This window comes from Thalassotalea euphylliae (genome assembly GCF_003390395.1).
Lineage (GTDB): Bacteria > Pseudomonadota > Gammaproteobacteria > Enterobacterales > Alteromonadaceae > Thalassotalea_F > Thalassotalea_F euphylliae_C.
The window spans coordinates 921,846-936,680 of record NZ_QUOV01000001.1 but is presented as its reverse complement, the minus strand read 5'-3'; the positions used below and the strand labels follow the sequence as shown (position 1 = coordinate 936,680).

Annotated in this window: 13 protein-coding genes; 2 read left to right on the top strand and 11 right to left on the bottom strand. The window is 43.6% G+C overall.

From position 1 onward, the window contains the following. Positions 1-6: 6 nt before the first annotated feature. The 3 genes from DXX92_RS04135 to DXX92_RS04125 form a co-directional block, all read right to left on the bottom strand. Positions 7-1,050: an MBL fold metallo-hydrolase gene (locus DXX92_RS04135; protein ID WP_181901687.1), complete on the bottom strand. Its 1,044-nt coding sequence runs from the start codon at positions 1,048-1,050 to the stop codon at positions 7-9. A gap of 206 nt (positions 1,051-1,256) precedes the next feature. After that, entirely contained in the window at positions 1,257-3,935 is a 2,679-nt protein-coding gene (locus DXX92_RS04130; protein ID WP_115999287.1) for a TonB-dependent receptor domain-containing protein, read from the bottom strand. A 159-nt stretch (positions 3,936-4,094) separates the two neighbouring features. Continuing rightward, on the bottom strand, positions 4,095-6,854 hold the full coding sequence (locus DXX92_RS04125) for a hypothetical protein (RefSeq protein ID WP_115999286.1): 2,760 nt from the start codon (positions 6,852-6,854) through the stop codon (positions 4,095-4,097). A gap of 388 nt (positions 6,855-7,242) precedes the next feature. Between DXX92_RS04125 and DXX92_RS04120 the strand changes: the two genes are divergently transcribed. Then, entirely contained in the window at positions 7,243-7,674 is a 432-nt protein-coding gene (locus DXX92_RS04120) for a cytochrome b562 (RefSeq protein WP_115999285.1), read from the top strand. Between the two features lie 37 nt (positions 7,675-7,711). Continuing rightward, positions 7,712-8,353: a cytochrome b/b6 domain-containing protein gene (locus DXX92_RS04115; protein WP_115999284.1), complete on the top strand. Its 642-nt coding sequence runs from the start codon at positions 7,712-7,714 to the stop codon at positions 8,351-8,353. Positions 8,354-8,565: 212 nt separating this feature from the next. Here the strand turns inward: DXX92_RS04115 and rpoS are convergent, their stop codons facing one another. The 8 genes from rpoS to ispD form a co-directional block, all read right to left on the bottom strand. Beyond that, positions 8,566-9,492, bottom strand: a complete 927-nt coding sequence (rpoS, locus tag DXX92_RS04110) for an RNA polymerase sigma factor RpoS (protein ID WP_115999283.1) — start codon at positions 9,490-9,492, stop codon at positions 8,566-8,568. 75 nt (positions 9,493-9,567) lie between these two features. Then, positions 9,568-10,407, bottom strand: coding sequence for a peptidoglycan DD-metalloendopeptidase family protein (locus DXX92_RS04105; RefSeq protein ID WP_115999282.1), 840 nt, complete (start codon positions 10,405-10,407; stop codon positions 9,568-9,570). A gap of 50 nt (positions 10,408-10,457) precedes the next feature. Then, positions 10,458-11,039 carry a YqaA family protein gene (locus DXX92_RS04100; protein WP_115999281.1) on the bottom strand — a complete coding sequence of 194 codons (582 nt, stop codon included), beginning with the start codon at positions 11,037-11,039 and terminating at the stop codon, positions 10,458-10,460. Beyond that, positions 11,036-11,698, bottom strand: a complete 663-nt coding sequence (locus tag DXX92_RS04095) for a protein-L-isoaspartate(D-aspartate) O-methyltransferase (protein WP_115999280.1) — start codon at positions 11,696-11,698, stop codon at positions 11,036-11,038. The genes DXX92_RS04100 and DXX92_RS04095 overlap by 4 nt, the downstream gene beginning before the upstream one ends. Beyond that, positions 11,695-12,447 carry a 5'/3'-nucleotidase SurE gene (gene surE / locus DXX92_RS04090; protein ID WP_115999279.1) on the bottom strand — a complete coding sequence of 251 codons (753 nt, stop codon included), beginning with the start codon at positions 12,445-12,447 and terminating at the stop codon, positions 11,695-11,697. The genes DXX92_RS04095 and surE overlap by 4 nt, the downstream gene beginning before the upstream one ends. Before the next feature lie 83 nt (positions 12,448-12,530). After that, the gene (gene truD / locus DXX92_RS04085) at positions 12,531-13,595 is read right to left on the bottom strand and encodes a tRNA pseudouridine(13) synthase TruD (RefSeq protein WP_245961394.1); all 1,065 of its coding nucleotides are present in this window, start codon (positions 13,593-13,595) and stop codon (positions 12,531-12,533) included. Between the two features lie 12 nt (positions 13,596-13,607). Then, positions 13,608-14,096: a 2-C-methyl-D-erythritol 2,4-cyclodiphosphate synthase gene (gene ispF / locus DXX92_RS04080; RefSeq protein WP_115999278.1), complete on the bottom strand. Its 489-nt coding sequence runs from the start codon at positions 14,094-14,096 to the stop codon at positions 13,608-13,610. After that, positions 14,096-14,824 carry a 2-C-methyl-D-erythritol 4-phosphate cytidylyltransferase gene (gene ispD, locus DXX92_RS04075; protein WP_181901686.1) on the bottom strand — a complete coding sequence of 243 codons (729 nt, stop codon included), beginning with the start codon at positions 14,822-14,824 and terminating at the stop codon, positions 14,096-14,098. The genes ispF and ispD overlap by 1 nt, the downstream gene beginning before the upstream one ends. Positions 14,825-14,835 lie beyond the last annotated feature (11 nt).

The window sequence follows — 14,835 nt, the reverse complement described above, 5'->3', positions numbered from 1 at the left end:
GCTCCGCTACAATTCTCGCCACCAGCGGTTGTTTGCTTGTGGATTAGCTAAATCAAAAAACTCACCAAAAATCGGCGTTGCAAGCGTTACCTGATTCGACTCTGACAACTGGGTAACACGCTCAAGTGGTTCGTCCCAGTCATGTAGCGCCAAGTCAAAGGTGGCATTGTGAATCGGCATCATCACCTTACCTTTCAGATCAATATGCGCCTGCATACTTTCTTCTGGCAGCATATGAATTTCCGACCAAAGCTTGTTGTAAGCACCAGTTTCAACAAAGGTTAAGTCAAATGGCCCGTATTTCTCTCCAATTTCAGCAAAGCCACTAAAGTAACCACTATCACCGCTAAAGTAGACATTAATATCAGACGTTCTGATCACCCAACTTGCCCAAAGCGTCAAATCACGGTCCATTAAACCACGACCTGAAAAGTGCTGTGTTGGGGTCGCAATATATTCTACGCCATTAACCTGCGTTTTCTGCCACCATTCAAGTTCGGTAATTTTATCTTCTGCTACGCCCCATTCACGCAAATAGTCACCCACGCGTAGTGGCACAACAAACTGACCTACTTTTTCTTTAAGCTGCTTTATCGCGCCTTTATCTAAATGATCATAATGATCATGGCTAATGACCACGACATCAACCTGCTCAATATCAGCAAGTTTGATTGGTGGCTGATGAAAGCGCTTTGGCCCAGCCCACTGCACAGGCGAAACACGTTCACTAAAGACAGGATCGAGCAAAATAACCTGCTCGTTTACTTTCATTAGCACAGAAGAGTGCCCTAACTTAACTGCACTGTTATCGCGTACGGCGCGAATTTCTTCAAATGTTAGCGATTTAATCGGCAAAGTTGATGGTGGCACAGGCGCAGCACGCTTAGTGGTGACATACGACTTGATGATTTCCCAAAACACACCGAAATGCGTTTCATATTGCGTTTCAGTATTGTGGAATTTTTGCTTTGACGTTTCAGTTTGGCTAAACCAAGAGAAAATCGACAATGCCATCACTAGACCTCCAATCCAAACTAATTTTGATTTCACTAACTTTGACTCTTTAGCGGCGCTCACAGAACAACCCTTTAAGTAAACTATTCGGTGTAGTTTAATTATCACTCAACCAAAAGTAAACTAAAGAGTGTAAAAAAGATTAGTGCGCTACAGCATAACTTATTCAATCTAGGAAGGGATTACACCATTAAAAAAGGCGACCTATGGCCGCCTCTAGAAAGTGGATTAGGTTAAGAACGCTAATCGAATTCCCACTTAAATTGAACGTCAAAACCGATACCGCGAGTTTCGCTGCGCAATAAGGTGTTATCAAACTCAATTTCTTTTTCTTCATCAAGTAGGTTCTGCACTTTAAATTTCAACTGTGTTGAGAACGTTGGGTAGAAAGTGTAAACCAAGTCTAATGAGTGGAACGGTTGCTCATATGAGTCATCTTTATCATCAATACCTGGGATGATAATACGCTCACCAAACACGTTGTACGCTAAGTTAACGGTGTGGTTACCATTTGGATGATCGTAACCAAGATTAAGGTTAACCACGTATTCAGAGTGCCCCGTCATACGGCGTGTTGGGTTGGTAATAGATGTAGAAACACCTGTTTGCTCAACCACTTTTTGTGTATCGATTTGAATCTCTGAATCAGATAGCGTTACGTTACCTGATAAGAAAATATCGTTACCAATACCGCCCATAAAGTCGCCCCATATGTTGTGAATGAAGGCAAAGTCTTTCATGAACTCAACTTCAACACCGTATACTTCACCCTCTTCCGCATTGGCGATACGAATAAGCGGTGGACCATCTTGCGCTGGTGATTGCACAGACTCAATCGGGTCAGTCATATCTTTGTAGAATAAACCTACCGATAAGTTTTCACCTGTGTCTAAATACCACTCCCAGCGTAGATCGTAGTTTTTTACCTTTGTGCTGCGTACCGACGGAGTACCACCGATAGGGAACTCTGTTAGCGGGTCAATATAAGTTGCTGGTGCAACTTCACGAATATCAGGGCGAATAGTTGTTTCACCGTAAGATGCCCGGAATTGCATAGTTTCATCCAGAATATAGGTTAACGCTAGTGCGCCAAACACATCATCTTCTTGGAACGCCAATGCTGCTAAATCTTCTACCGTAGGTTCAGCTGGTAAATCAAACTGCCCCGTTGCAGGGTCAAGTGGCGCAACCACTTGGCGGAAGTCTTCCCAACGCACACCGCCGCTTAAGCGCCATGTGTTGTCAAAGAATACATCTGCTTCAAAGTAGTAAGCGTCAATCTTCTGCGCTGATAAGTAATCATCACCCGCCACCGAGGTATCTCGAATAATTTGCTCGCTACCATTTAACGGCTGATTTAATACAACATCGTCAGTTAAGATCTCGTTCATCTCAAAACCGGATAAATCAAGACCATTAAACGCTAGTGTATTTACATCAATACGACGGGCAAATGCTTGACGCGTTTTCTCGATGTAATTGGCACCGGCCTTTAGTTCAACCTCAGTAGTGTCAAACGTTAGCGGTAGCGACACGTTAACGAATACGTTTTCAGCATCATCATCTAGGTTTTGGAAAGTATAACGAGAAGCCGTTGTCGCATTACGCAATGAACTTTCGTTTTCTAAATCGAAGACACCGTCTTCATTTTCGTCCGCTAAAATATAGCGAGTTGAAATATTGCCTGGTGCATAACGATTTGAGCGTGAATCTGAATACATCCAGTCAATGCCCAAGAAGTTCAGCTCAGGGAAAGTATGGGTACCACGTAGTTGGTTAACAATCAGTTCACGCTCTTCGTATGTTACTTCAGAGTCACGCACGCGCAAGCCATCAGATAGCAAAACGTTGTTGGTGTTACCTAGCTTGTCTTTAATTTGGTCTTTAGTGTCGTGCAAGATGATCGAGCTAAAATCTAACTTGTGATCACGCAAGTATTCAACACCAAAGTTGAACATACCTGACCACTTAACAGAGTGCTCAGTTGACACTACATCGTCAAAGCCGCGCACTAAATCAAATGAGCCGTCAGGGCGAAGTACAAAATCCTGGCCTTCGTATTCTTCCGATACTTGCCACTCATTGTCGTAAGATAGTGCAGTTAAGAAACCGTAGCGGAAATCACCCGCGTCGAAACGGTTGCCTAAGGTTAAATCTAAGCCAACATCAGGATCGGGGTCTTCTGATTGCGGGTCATAGTCTTTATACAAATCAGCGGCAATCGCGCGATTATCAGCTTGTGATAACTCGCCTAACGCATCAAAGTTACGCCATAATTGTCGCAGTGCCGCAGGTGCTTCACGAGTACCATCGTCAATACCGTACCAATCGTCGCCACCGCCTTCGTAGGTTAAACCATTTGAACTGTTATCTGTATTGCCACCAATGTTACCAGCAATATTAAAAACCAATTGTGAAGGAATCGACTTTAAGCGGATATCAACGTTACCACCACCGAAATGCGCCTGCATTGATGGTGAGTAAGATTTTTGCACCGATAAAGATTCGATAATTGATGACGGGAATAAATCCAGCGGAATAACGGTACGTGTTGGATCCGGCGATGGTACAGAAGCACCGTTTAAGGTGGTGCTTGAGTAGCGTTCACCTAAACCGCGAACATAGATGAATTTGCCGTCGACTAGCGTTAAGCCAGTAACACGTCGAAGTGCTGCGGCAGCGTCGCTGTCACCTGTTCGTGAAATTTGCTCGGCACCTAGAATGTCGGCGACGAACGCTTGGTTTTTACGCTCTTCTATCACCGCACTGGCGGTACCTTTTAAACGACTAACTTTGACAACAACTTCCTCTATTGCCGCCGCTTCGTCAGCTTCTTGTGCCGTCGCTTGAACACCAGCTAAGCCAGACAATACCGCCACAGCTAAACTTGATAATCCAAAGCGCTTAATATTCGTGTTCATTTCAAACCTCTTTAGAATGGCTGACCTGCTAATGCTTGTGGGTCAGTTGCTAAATGGATACTGAGAGTAGAGAATTCAGGCTAAGATAAAATGCCGCCAACTGAGCGCTGGCGGCAATCACTTATCTCATCAAATCGTTATTCATTGATGGGGCTCAGATTACTCTAGACCAACAGTCCATCCTGCAGTCCAATCGTTGTCTTCTGATACCGCGCCGATGTGGTTAGCGTTGTCGAAGAACGGGTGTGAACCGAAGCTGTATGGTGTGGTTGTATCGATAGTGTAGATACCGTTAACAACGTCTGCTACGCCAGCTTCCGTGCTGTTATCAGCGTTAACATTTAATACCCAATCCATTAGGTCAAATGCACCTGATGAGCTGTCTTGGCTCTTGAAGTTTTCACTACAAGCAAATACTGAGTTAGTAATTACTGTGTCGCCAGCGATTGCTTGGTCAACCGTTGTACCTGCTTCTAGCTCTAAACACTCACCTGCTGCGTTAGTGACAACAAAGTTGTGAAGTTGAGCGCGAGTACCTTCACGTAAGTAAATACCTTCAGAATCTTTGTCGGCTGTGTCGAAGCTGTTACCAATAATGGTCATGTTAGCAATCGTTGGGTTTGACTGAGGTTGCTTGCTTGGATTTGAACCGTCGTTATCTGCTTCGATTGCACGGTTAGCTTCACCGCCGTTTTCGTCATGCTTAACTAGTACGTATTGCATGTTGCCGCGGAAACCGTTGTCCCAGTCAACAGAGTCATCTTTGTTAGAAGTCAGTACTACGTATTTCGCGTTAACCGCACCACCGAAGAACTCAACACCGTCATCTGCGTTTTCGTGTACTTGGATGTATTCAACCGTTGTACCTGAACCAACACCGCCGAAAGTGATACCGTTTAACTCGTTATCTGGCGCGATTTCAAAACCAGCGTGCTTAACTACAACGTAGCGTAAGGTACCTGAGTTATCTTCCCAGTTCTCAGCAGTATCAGCACCACCGAATACCGCACCTTCTTCTACACCTTCCACTTGTAGTGCACAGTCTGAACCGTCAGATGGACATTTGTTTGAAGGCGCGTTACCTAAGATAACCATGCCGCCCCATTGGCCAGAACCAGTCGCTTCGCCATTAACGTCTTGGCTAGAAGTAAAGGTAATTGGATTCGCTGCTGAGCCTAGCGCTTCAATTTTTGAATCACGGCTTACCACGATGTAGTCACCACCAGAGCGACCGAAGATAGTGGTACCAGCTTCAATGGTTAAGGTTGCTGAATCAGTTTTATCGTTACCAACGAATACCGGGCCGTCTAATGCGTATAGGTTGCCAGAGGTTAGCGTTAAGTCAGAGGTGATAGTGCCTGAAATTTCACAGGTTGTGTTACCCGCAACTGGTGCAATAGCCGTAGTACCTGTTGGACAACCTTCTTGCTCAGCTGGTGCAGTAATTTCACCGCCGCCAAAACCGAATGCCCAACCTTGACGCCAATCATTTGTGCCGTCAAATGCACCTTGGTAATCCGTTGAATCGAACCAAGTGTCGATTGCTGCTGGATCTTGACCGGCACCTAACAGTGGCGATTGCGCACTAGGTACACCGTTTTCATCAACTAAAATTGACGAACTTACAGCGTTTGAAGACTCTGCGGTAAACCAAGCAGCTAAATCAAAATCACCTGCGTTTTTGAAGTTTTCGCCGTTGGTACATGCCATGGTGCTGTTTTGCATGACAATGGCACCAGACTCGGCATTAGTCACAGTTTGACCTGCTTCAAATTCTAAACACTCACCCATCTCAGACGAGCCAGTTACTACTGCGTTGTAAATTTTTGCTGAAGTACCTTCGCGTAAGTAGATACCTTCAGAATCTTTATCAGCCGTGTCGAAGTTGTTACCCATAATTGTCATGTTAGCAATAGTTGGGTTAGACATTGGCTCTTTGTCTGGCGTTGAACCGTCGTTATCTGCTTCGATTGCGCGGTTAGCTTCGCCTGCATTCGCTGCGTGCTGTACGAAAATGTGCTGCATGCGACCACGGAAACCGTTATCCCAGTCGATGCTGTCGTCGCGGTTACCGGTTAACACTAAGTGTTTAACATCTACCGCACCACCGAAAAACTCAACACCGTCATCTGCATTCGCGTGAACTTGTAAGAAATCAACGGTAGTACCTGAACCAACACCACCGAATGTCACACCATTTAGCTCGTTATCAGGTGCAATTTCAAAACCAGCGAACTTAACAACAACGTACTTAAGTACACCTGAATTATCTTCCCAGTTTTCACTTGTATTAGCCCCGCCAAATACTGCACCCTCAGCAACACCTTCAACTTGCAGAGCACAGTCAGAACCGTCTGAAGGACACTTGTTAGATGGCGCATTACCTAGAATAACAATACCGCCCCATTGGCCAGCAGTAGCTTCTTCACCTTTAACATCTTGTAAAGAAGTGAAGATAATCGGTTCTTGGCGCGTACCTTCTGCCATGATTTGTGCATCACGATGAACAACAACGTAATCGTTACCTGATTGACCAAATAATACTGTACCTTCTTCAATCGTTAAGGTTGCGCCTGCTTCAACTTCTAATGCACCACTAATGGCGTAAAATACTGGCTTGCTGCCATCTGATTTAGCTAGAGTCGTATTTTCAGACACTTGACCATCGATCACTTGTACTTGCACGTCAAAACCTACCGCTGCACTTACTTCAGCTGACAATGAAGAAGAAGGGATACCCGGTAAATCAACGCCAGTGTCTGGGTTAGTTGGTGCTGGATTGGTGATGTTAGTGTCACCTACTGAGTTATCAACATTTGAAGAAAGTTCAATATCACCGCCACAACCGGCTAGTACCAAGGCAGCTGAAACTGCACTTATCTTAAAAAGCTTAGTTTTAAATAGGTTTGTTGATTGCATTTTGTTACCTGCTCCGCAGAAATTAGTGTGTACATCATGTATTTAGAATTGCGGCTAATCGTACGAGGCAAAAATGACAGAAATGTTTTGGAAATATGTACTTTTTATTGACAAAAAGTTACAGAGAAATGACAAAAAGCTAAGAAAACCATTGAAATAGCAGCCTGTAAGCTGGTTTACCAGAATTGCGAATTAGTCGTGCTTACTCGTTTATGACAGTAGTAAAGCCATTTAATGTCACTATTAATACACTTCTATGACATTTTTTGTAGTAGGTAAACTGACATTTATTTGCTTACAAAGCATCGTGTTTTTAGTATCTTACCAGCTAATCAAAGCTTTCTAATCATTTCGTAATTAAAATATCTAATAATATAAAGGGCTTACTATGAAAAAAATGATCGTTCCTGTTGTATTGTCAGCGCTCGCTTTCTCCGCTCCAAGCTTTGCCAGCCACCCAATGTGTGGAAAAACTGAATTAGCTGACTTAATGGGTGATATGAAAGGCAGCATGAAAGCAGTTAAAAAAGCAGTGAAATCTGGTGATATTGAAAAAGTTTCAATGATTGCTAATGAGTTGATGACCGCTGTAAATCAGTCAACCGATCTTGTGCCATTGGCAATTAGCGACCAAAAGACATTGACTGCTGAACAACAAGCTGATTTTAAGAAGTACCAAAAAGGCATGGAATATCTGAAGTCCGCCGTATCTGAGTTAGCTCAAGCAAAAGACTTGCCTGCGATTAAATCAGCGTTAGGCAAAATTGGTAAGGCCAGCAAAAAAGGCCATAAAGCCTTCAAAATGGATTGTGACGATTAGTTGCGTAACCAATTCGTAAAATTATTTAATTGTAGTAATGACGAAATTTAAAGTCTGGGATAATTTCACCCGCATCTATCATATGAGCCAACTGATTTTGTTGGCTTTGCTTTGGTATTCAGGTGAGCAAGGTGATTTTGATCTACATTTTATCTGCGGTTATACCATGCTGGCTTTATGGATAAGTCGTCTATTCTGGGGAGTTTTCGGCAGTCAAACCTCACGGTTTAGCTATTTTCTTGCATCCCCAGTAAACGCCTTGCGCTGGTTAGCCAAACCTCACCAAGCTTTCCCTGGCCATAACCCATTGGCCGCCTATATGATAATTGCACTGCTGCTTAGCCTTGGGGTGCAGCTTATCTCAGGCTTGTTCGCTACGGATGATGTACTGGCAGAAGGGCCACTTATCTATAATGTGAGTGACTCGCTATCAGAAACGCTGGATAGTTTGCACAATAGTAACTTTGATGTTCTGCTTGGTTTAATTGCAATACATATAGTCGCAGCACTAGTGCATAGTTGGCGCGGAGATAACGTTATTAAGACGATTATTACTGGCTACTCTCATCATAGTCACTCGACTCAACTAAGATTCCGCTCAAGCTGGATTCCAATCGCACTTTGGTTAAGCTCATTTTTATTGTTTGGTTATTTATGGCTTGGTGATGACGGTTTTTAGTATTAACTATTTAACCTCAATATAGATAGTACTATACATATAGACTCAGTTAAGCACCTAGAGCCACTAATCGCTACAGTAACACTCTTAGCAACGAAAAAAGCCAACTTGGATTAAGTTGGCTTTTTATTACTTTCTTCTTGCTACTTTCTTTATACTACTTTGTGTTCGTATTCTGGGAACGAATATTTGAAAAAGCTTGTTATCACCTGCTAATCTTGAAAGATTGCTTCAATTGATAAGTTTTGCTGGCTCAGAATATCACGCAGGCGTTTAAGCGCTTCTACTTGAATTTGGCGAACGCGTTCACGGGTCAACCCAATTTCAGTACCAACATCTTCTAAGGTTGCCGCTTCATAGCCCATAAGGCCGAAACGCCGCGCAAGTACCTCGCGCTGTTTGCTGTTAAGCTCACCTAACCATTCGATAATATTGTTGTTAAGATCGTTACTTTGCAAATCACGCTCTGGCCCCGCACCTTTCTCGTCTGGGATAACATCGAGCAAGGCTTTATCAGAGTCGCCACCAAACGGTGTATCTACTGAGGTAATGCGTTCATTTAAGCGAAGCATTTTGCTCACGTCAGCAACTGGCTTATCGAGCTCTTTAGCAATATCTTCTGCCGTAGGTTCATGATCTAGTTTTTGCACTAACTCACGGGCAGCACGCAAGTAGATGTTGAGCTCTTTAACGACATGAATGGGTAAACGGATGGTTCTGGTTTGATTCATGATGGCACGTTCAATGGTTTGACGTATCCACCAAGTAGCATAAGTTGAAAATCTAAAGCCGCGCTCTGGATCAAATTTCTCAACTGCGCGAATTAAACCTAAATTGCCTTCTTCTATCAGGTCTAACAATGGTAGGCCGCGATTGTTATATCGCCGAGCTATCTTAACTACTAATCGAAGGTTACTTTCTATCATACGCTTTCGTGCCTTCTCGTCGCCTTTTAGCGATAAACGCGAAAAGTAGACTTCTTCTTCGGCAGAGAGCAAAGGTGAAAAACCAATCTCACTCAAGTATAACTGCGTTGCATCTAGGCTTGCAGAGACCTCTTCCTGAGTTTTAACTGAAGGTTCCGTATCAACTGTGCTTTGTTCAACATTTATTGCGTCGATTTCTTTTTCTAAGCCCATATTACTTCTCCCATCAACTAGCAAAGTTAAGTATTAATTATTCAAGTTATCTCCATTTTTATTCTTTTTATAACGCTATCGTTTAGGTAAGTACTTCATAGGATTCACTGATTTTCCACGAAAGCGAACTTCAAAATGAAGCATGACTCTTTGCGCGTCTGTGTCACCCATCTTAGCTATTACATCACCAGCTTTAACTGATTGCTGCTCTTTTACCAACAGCTCGTCATTATGTGCATAAGCACTCAAGTAGTCGTCGTTGTGTTTAACAATGATGAGCTTACCGTAGCCTCTTAATGCACTACCCGCATAAACCACCTTACCATCAGCTGCTGCTGTGATTCGATCGCCACGCTTGCCAGCAATATCAATCCCTTTGTTTCCTTGCGCTGCGGTTGAAAAAGTCGCGATGACTTTTCCTTTAGCAGGCCATAACCAACGCCGGATTTTCTGCGAAAAGTTACTAGCCGTTGCAGCAGGCTTTTTGCTTATTTTTTGCCCACTTGCAGCTTTACCATACTCCTGCTTTTTGGTCGTTGCAATAGCTTTTTTAGGCGCTTTATTGGTGGTAGTACCAGAGCTTTTAGTCGAATTATTTGCCGAGCTCTTATTCCTACTGGGCTTGCTTGAATTTCCACTAATTTTAAGTTTTTGACCAGGAAATATACGATAAGGAGGTAACAAACGGTTTAGTTTAGCGATGGTTCTAACGTCGCTATTCGCACGCCAAGCAATGGAGTAAAGGGTTTCACCTTTTCTTACGGTATAGGATGAACTTTTAATGCTCGCGGGTGTTTGTGTTTGCACAGAAACAGTAGAGCGCGACTCGACTACTGGCGCAGGCGTGTTTCTAGTGCTACAGGCAGAAAGCACCAAAAGGCTAACAATAATTAGAAAAAGGTGACGGCTAAACATCCTGTAATTTTACGTACAAATCAAATAAAACTGAGTCTAAAGGTGCATATTTATGCTACGTATACTACATAGGCTATCGCAATAATTGCAACAACGCTCCAGCCAATCACATCAACCCACTGGCGAAGCTTTTGTTCCATTTTTTCACCGCCCCACTGGATCAAGCCCGCAACTAAGAAAAAGCGCATACCTCGACCAATAAATGAGGCAATTAAAAACGGTAAAAAGAGCATCTGTAAAACACCGGCGCTTAAGGTAAACACTTTATAAGGAATAGGTGTAAAACCGGCAAGAAAGACAACCCAAACGCCCCATTGCTCGAACCAAGCCATGGCGTTGTCCATTTTATCTTGATAGCCTACCTCAGTAATAATCGGCTGAATCCATGCATCAAACATAAAATAGCCCAGTAGGTACCCCACAACGCCACCCACAACAGAAGCAGTTGTGGTTAAAGTTGCATAAACCCATGCTTTTTTCGGCTTAGCGAGTACCATAGGCGCCAGTAATACATCGGGAGGAATGGGAAAAAACACTGATTCAGCAAAAGTGAGTATGGCAAGTACTCTAGGCGCTAACTTGTGCTCGGCCCATTTAAGTGTCCATTCATATAACGCAGAAAATATCTTCACAGTAAATCTCCTGGCACAAGCGGTACAAAACGCACCATTTCAATTTGCTGCTCATGGAAATTATCCCCATCGCGGGTAATCAATTTAAGCACTTGCGATTGTTCGCCAACTGGAATTACAAGTCGACCACCATCCGCTAGCTGTGTTAACAGAGCCTCTGGAACGCTGCTTGGCGCTGCGGTAACAATAATCGCTTGAAAAGGGCCTTTGCTTTGCCAACCCTGCCAGCCGTCACCGTGTTTCATCGAAACATTGTGTAAATCCATGGCTCTTAGTCGACGTTTGGCTTGCCATTGCAATGCTTTAATTCGTTCAACAGAAAAGACCTTAGTAACTAATTGCGCAAGAATGGAAGTTTGATAACCTGAGCCAGTGCCTATTTCCAAAACATTTTCAGGTATACCATCAGCCAAAATTAATTCTGACATTTTCGCGACAATATAGGGCTGGGAAATAGTTTGTCCTTGCCCAATTGGCAAAGCGGTATTGTCATATGCCTTGTGCGCTAAAATCTCTGGTACGAATATGTGCCGAGGCGATTGTGCAATAGCACGTAATACACGTTGATCACTGATGCCTTCATTGGCAAGCTTTTGTGCCAATATTTCCCCACTGCGACTCGACTTCCCGCCAATACTGCGACCTACATTGACATTCATATTGTTACTTCACTCATCCACTCAGTCATTTGTTCCATGCTTTTATAAGCCGTCATATCAACAGTCAAAGGTGTGACTGATGCATAATTATTGGCTACCGCATTAAAGTCTGTTCCTGCGCCAGCGTCAAGCTCTTTACCCAGTGAGCCATACCAATAAATAGTGCGCCCCCAAGGGTCAGCCATGCCCTTCATGGTTTCTGCTTTATGTCTATGGCCAAGACGTGTCACTTTAATTCCAGCTACTTCCTCAAGTGGAATATCTGGTACGTTAACATTTAAAATTTGATCGGAAGGTAATGGGTGTGCCTTTAATCGCTTGATTATGTTTGCCGCGATAACCGCAGCAGTTTGGTAATGATTTTCACCTTTCCCGACTAATGAGACTGCAACTGCAGGTAAGCCCATATGACGACCTTCGGTTGCTGCAGCCACGGTACCTGAGTACAAGGTATCGTCACCTAAATTTGCGCCATTATTAATGCCTGCAACCACTAAGTCAGGTAACGGGTCCATTAGCTGGCTTATCGCTAAATGAACAGAATCAGTAGGCGTGCCGTTTACCGAGATAAAGCCGTTATCTAAGGTTTGAGCACGTAAAGGGTTAAGCAAAGTTAATGAGTTACTTGCACCACTGCAATTGCGATCAGGAGCAACTAAAGTGACGTCAGCGAATTTAGACAGTTCTTCATACAAGACTTTGATGCCTAGTGCATGCACGCCATCATCATTGCTCAGTAGTATTCTCATTTGACTTCCTTCATTCCTTTTTAATTTTTATCGTTGCGCTTTACTAATTTAAGCCAGCATTACAATGTTCGTGTTATTACTGTTTAGCTTTGGCTTTGAAAAGCTTGCTCTGCTATATCGGCGTAGTGAGTTAGCTCTCTTAAAATTGCCGTGGCATAGCTTCCCGCTGGCAACATAAATGACAACCGAATGGTACGCTCATCAATCACCTCAGCTTTTGGATTAAGCATGGTCAACCGCGCTCTTCTGCGCTCTTGTTTTAAACCAAGGGTGCACAGGCCGTCTGCAAGTGCGGGATTAGCTGCTGCAACATCTGCCTCTAGTTGATGGGCTTGGTGCTGCGTTAATAGCTCGCCCTTACCCCACATACTGGCTGTCATATCAATATCGTGTGCATCTAGACGCGCTTGTAGATCAGTGTCTTGCTCAGTTGCTTTAAATATTGATTGGCTGCCAGCAAGCATAAACACATCACCTTGCATCGGCGATACAAAGTGGTTTTGTACAATTCGCTCACTCAACATTTGATTGAACAAGTAACTGCGAGCAGCAGACAAATACATACTGCGCTTTTTCTTGTCTTTGACTTTTTGACCATTGAACAATGACAGTGCTTTTTGTAAGTTACCACCATTAAAGCCGAAACGTTGCTCACCAAAGTAATTTGGGACACCTGTTTTAGTCACTTGTTCAAACCGATGTTGAATTGACGCAATATCACTAACTTCGCGCAAGGTTAATTCAAAGCGATTGCCAATTAGCGCGCCCGTTTTTAATTTTTTGTTGTGGCGCTGATAACTCAGCACCTTCACACCTGCAATATCAAGGTTTGATAAATCATCGATTGCCTTACCCGGCAAGTGTACGCCAAACCATTGCTGAGTAACTGCATGGCGGTCTTTTAAGCCAGCATACGTGACCTGCATATCTTTAACGCCAAAGTGTTTCGCTAATTGGCGAGCAACAAACGTAGTGTTCTCGCCTGTTTTCTCAATGTGCAGTAACAAGTGCTCACCATCACCGCTCGGCGCGAAAGGTAATAATTCAAATACTTTGAAATCTGCTTGTTCAGTACGCAATTGTGCTGTCGATGTTGGCTTGCCATGTAAATAAGCCAACTCGTCATAAGAAATAAAATCTTGCTTCACTTGTCTGCTAACTCACTTACTTTCACTCGACATTCGCTCAAGCATCACCACTGCATGGGTAGATATCCCTTCCTTTCGACCAACATAGCCGAGTTTTTCGGTCGTGGTTGCTTTGACATTGACTTGATCAATATCGGCTTGTAAATCACTGCTTAATATTTCGCGCATTGCCAATAGATGTGGAGCAATCTTGGGGGCTTGCGCAACAATTGTGATGTCGGCATTGCCTAAGCGATAACCCTTATCGTTCATAAGGGCAACAACGTGGCGCAACAAAATACGTGAGTCGATATTTTCAAGCTCGGCATCGGTATCAGGAAAGTGATTACCTATATCGGCTAAACAAAGTGCCCCTAGAATAGCGTCACATAACGCGTGAATGGCGACATCGCCATCTGAATGGGCAACAAAGCCATGCTCAAACGGAATTTTTACGCCCGCTAATACAATTGGCCCTTCGCCACCAAATTTGTGGACATCAAAACCATGACCTATTCTCATCACGCTTCCTGTTTCTCTTGTCGTTGTTCGTTCATTAGTAAAAATTCTGCCAGTACTAAGTCTTCTGGCTGAGTGATTTTTAAATTATTTGGGCTGCCATTGACTAGCATACTTGGTAACCCCGCAGCTTCTATAGCTGAGGATTCATCGGTTATATTGACCTTGTTAGCAAGCCCTTGTTCTATCGCTTGAATCAGCTCAGTTGTGCGGTACATTTGTGGCGTTAGTGCATGCCATAGTTGCTCACGTGTCACTGTTGTTTGCACGCATTGTTCGGCATCACCGCGTTTCATAGTATCTTTGACTGGTGCAGCCAATAGCCCACCACAATGTTGTGCAATACAGGTTTCGACAAGACGATCAATTTCTTCAGTGCTGACGCAAGGCCTTGCCGCATCGTGAACAAGAGACCAAGCGTCAGCTTGCGGGGCAAATTGCTCGCTTGCTTTAAGCGCAGCAAGTACGGAATCAACACGCTCTTGACCACCAACAACTGTTATAACACTGGGGTTTTGGGCAATTTCGAGATCATAAAAATAACCATCTTCGGCTCCCAATGCGACAACCACTCGTTCAACATAATTACTTGCCAATAACTTGGCTAAGGTATGTTCAATAACAGTTTTGCCCGCAAGACTTAAATATTGCTTAGGATGCTGACTTTGCATGCGTTTACCAACACCAGCAGCGGGAACAATGGCTGTAACAGCAACCATAGGTTTATTCATTAACAACTTCC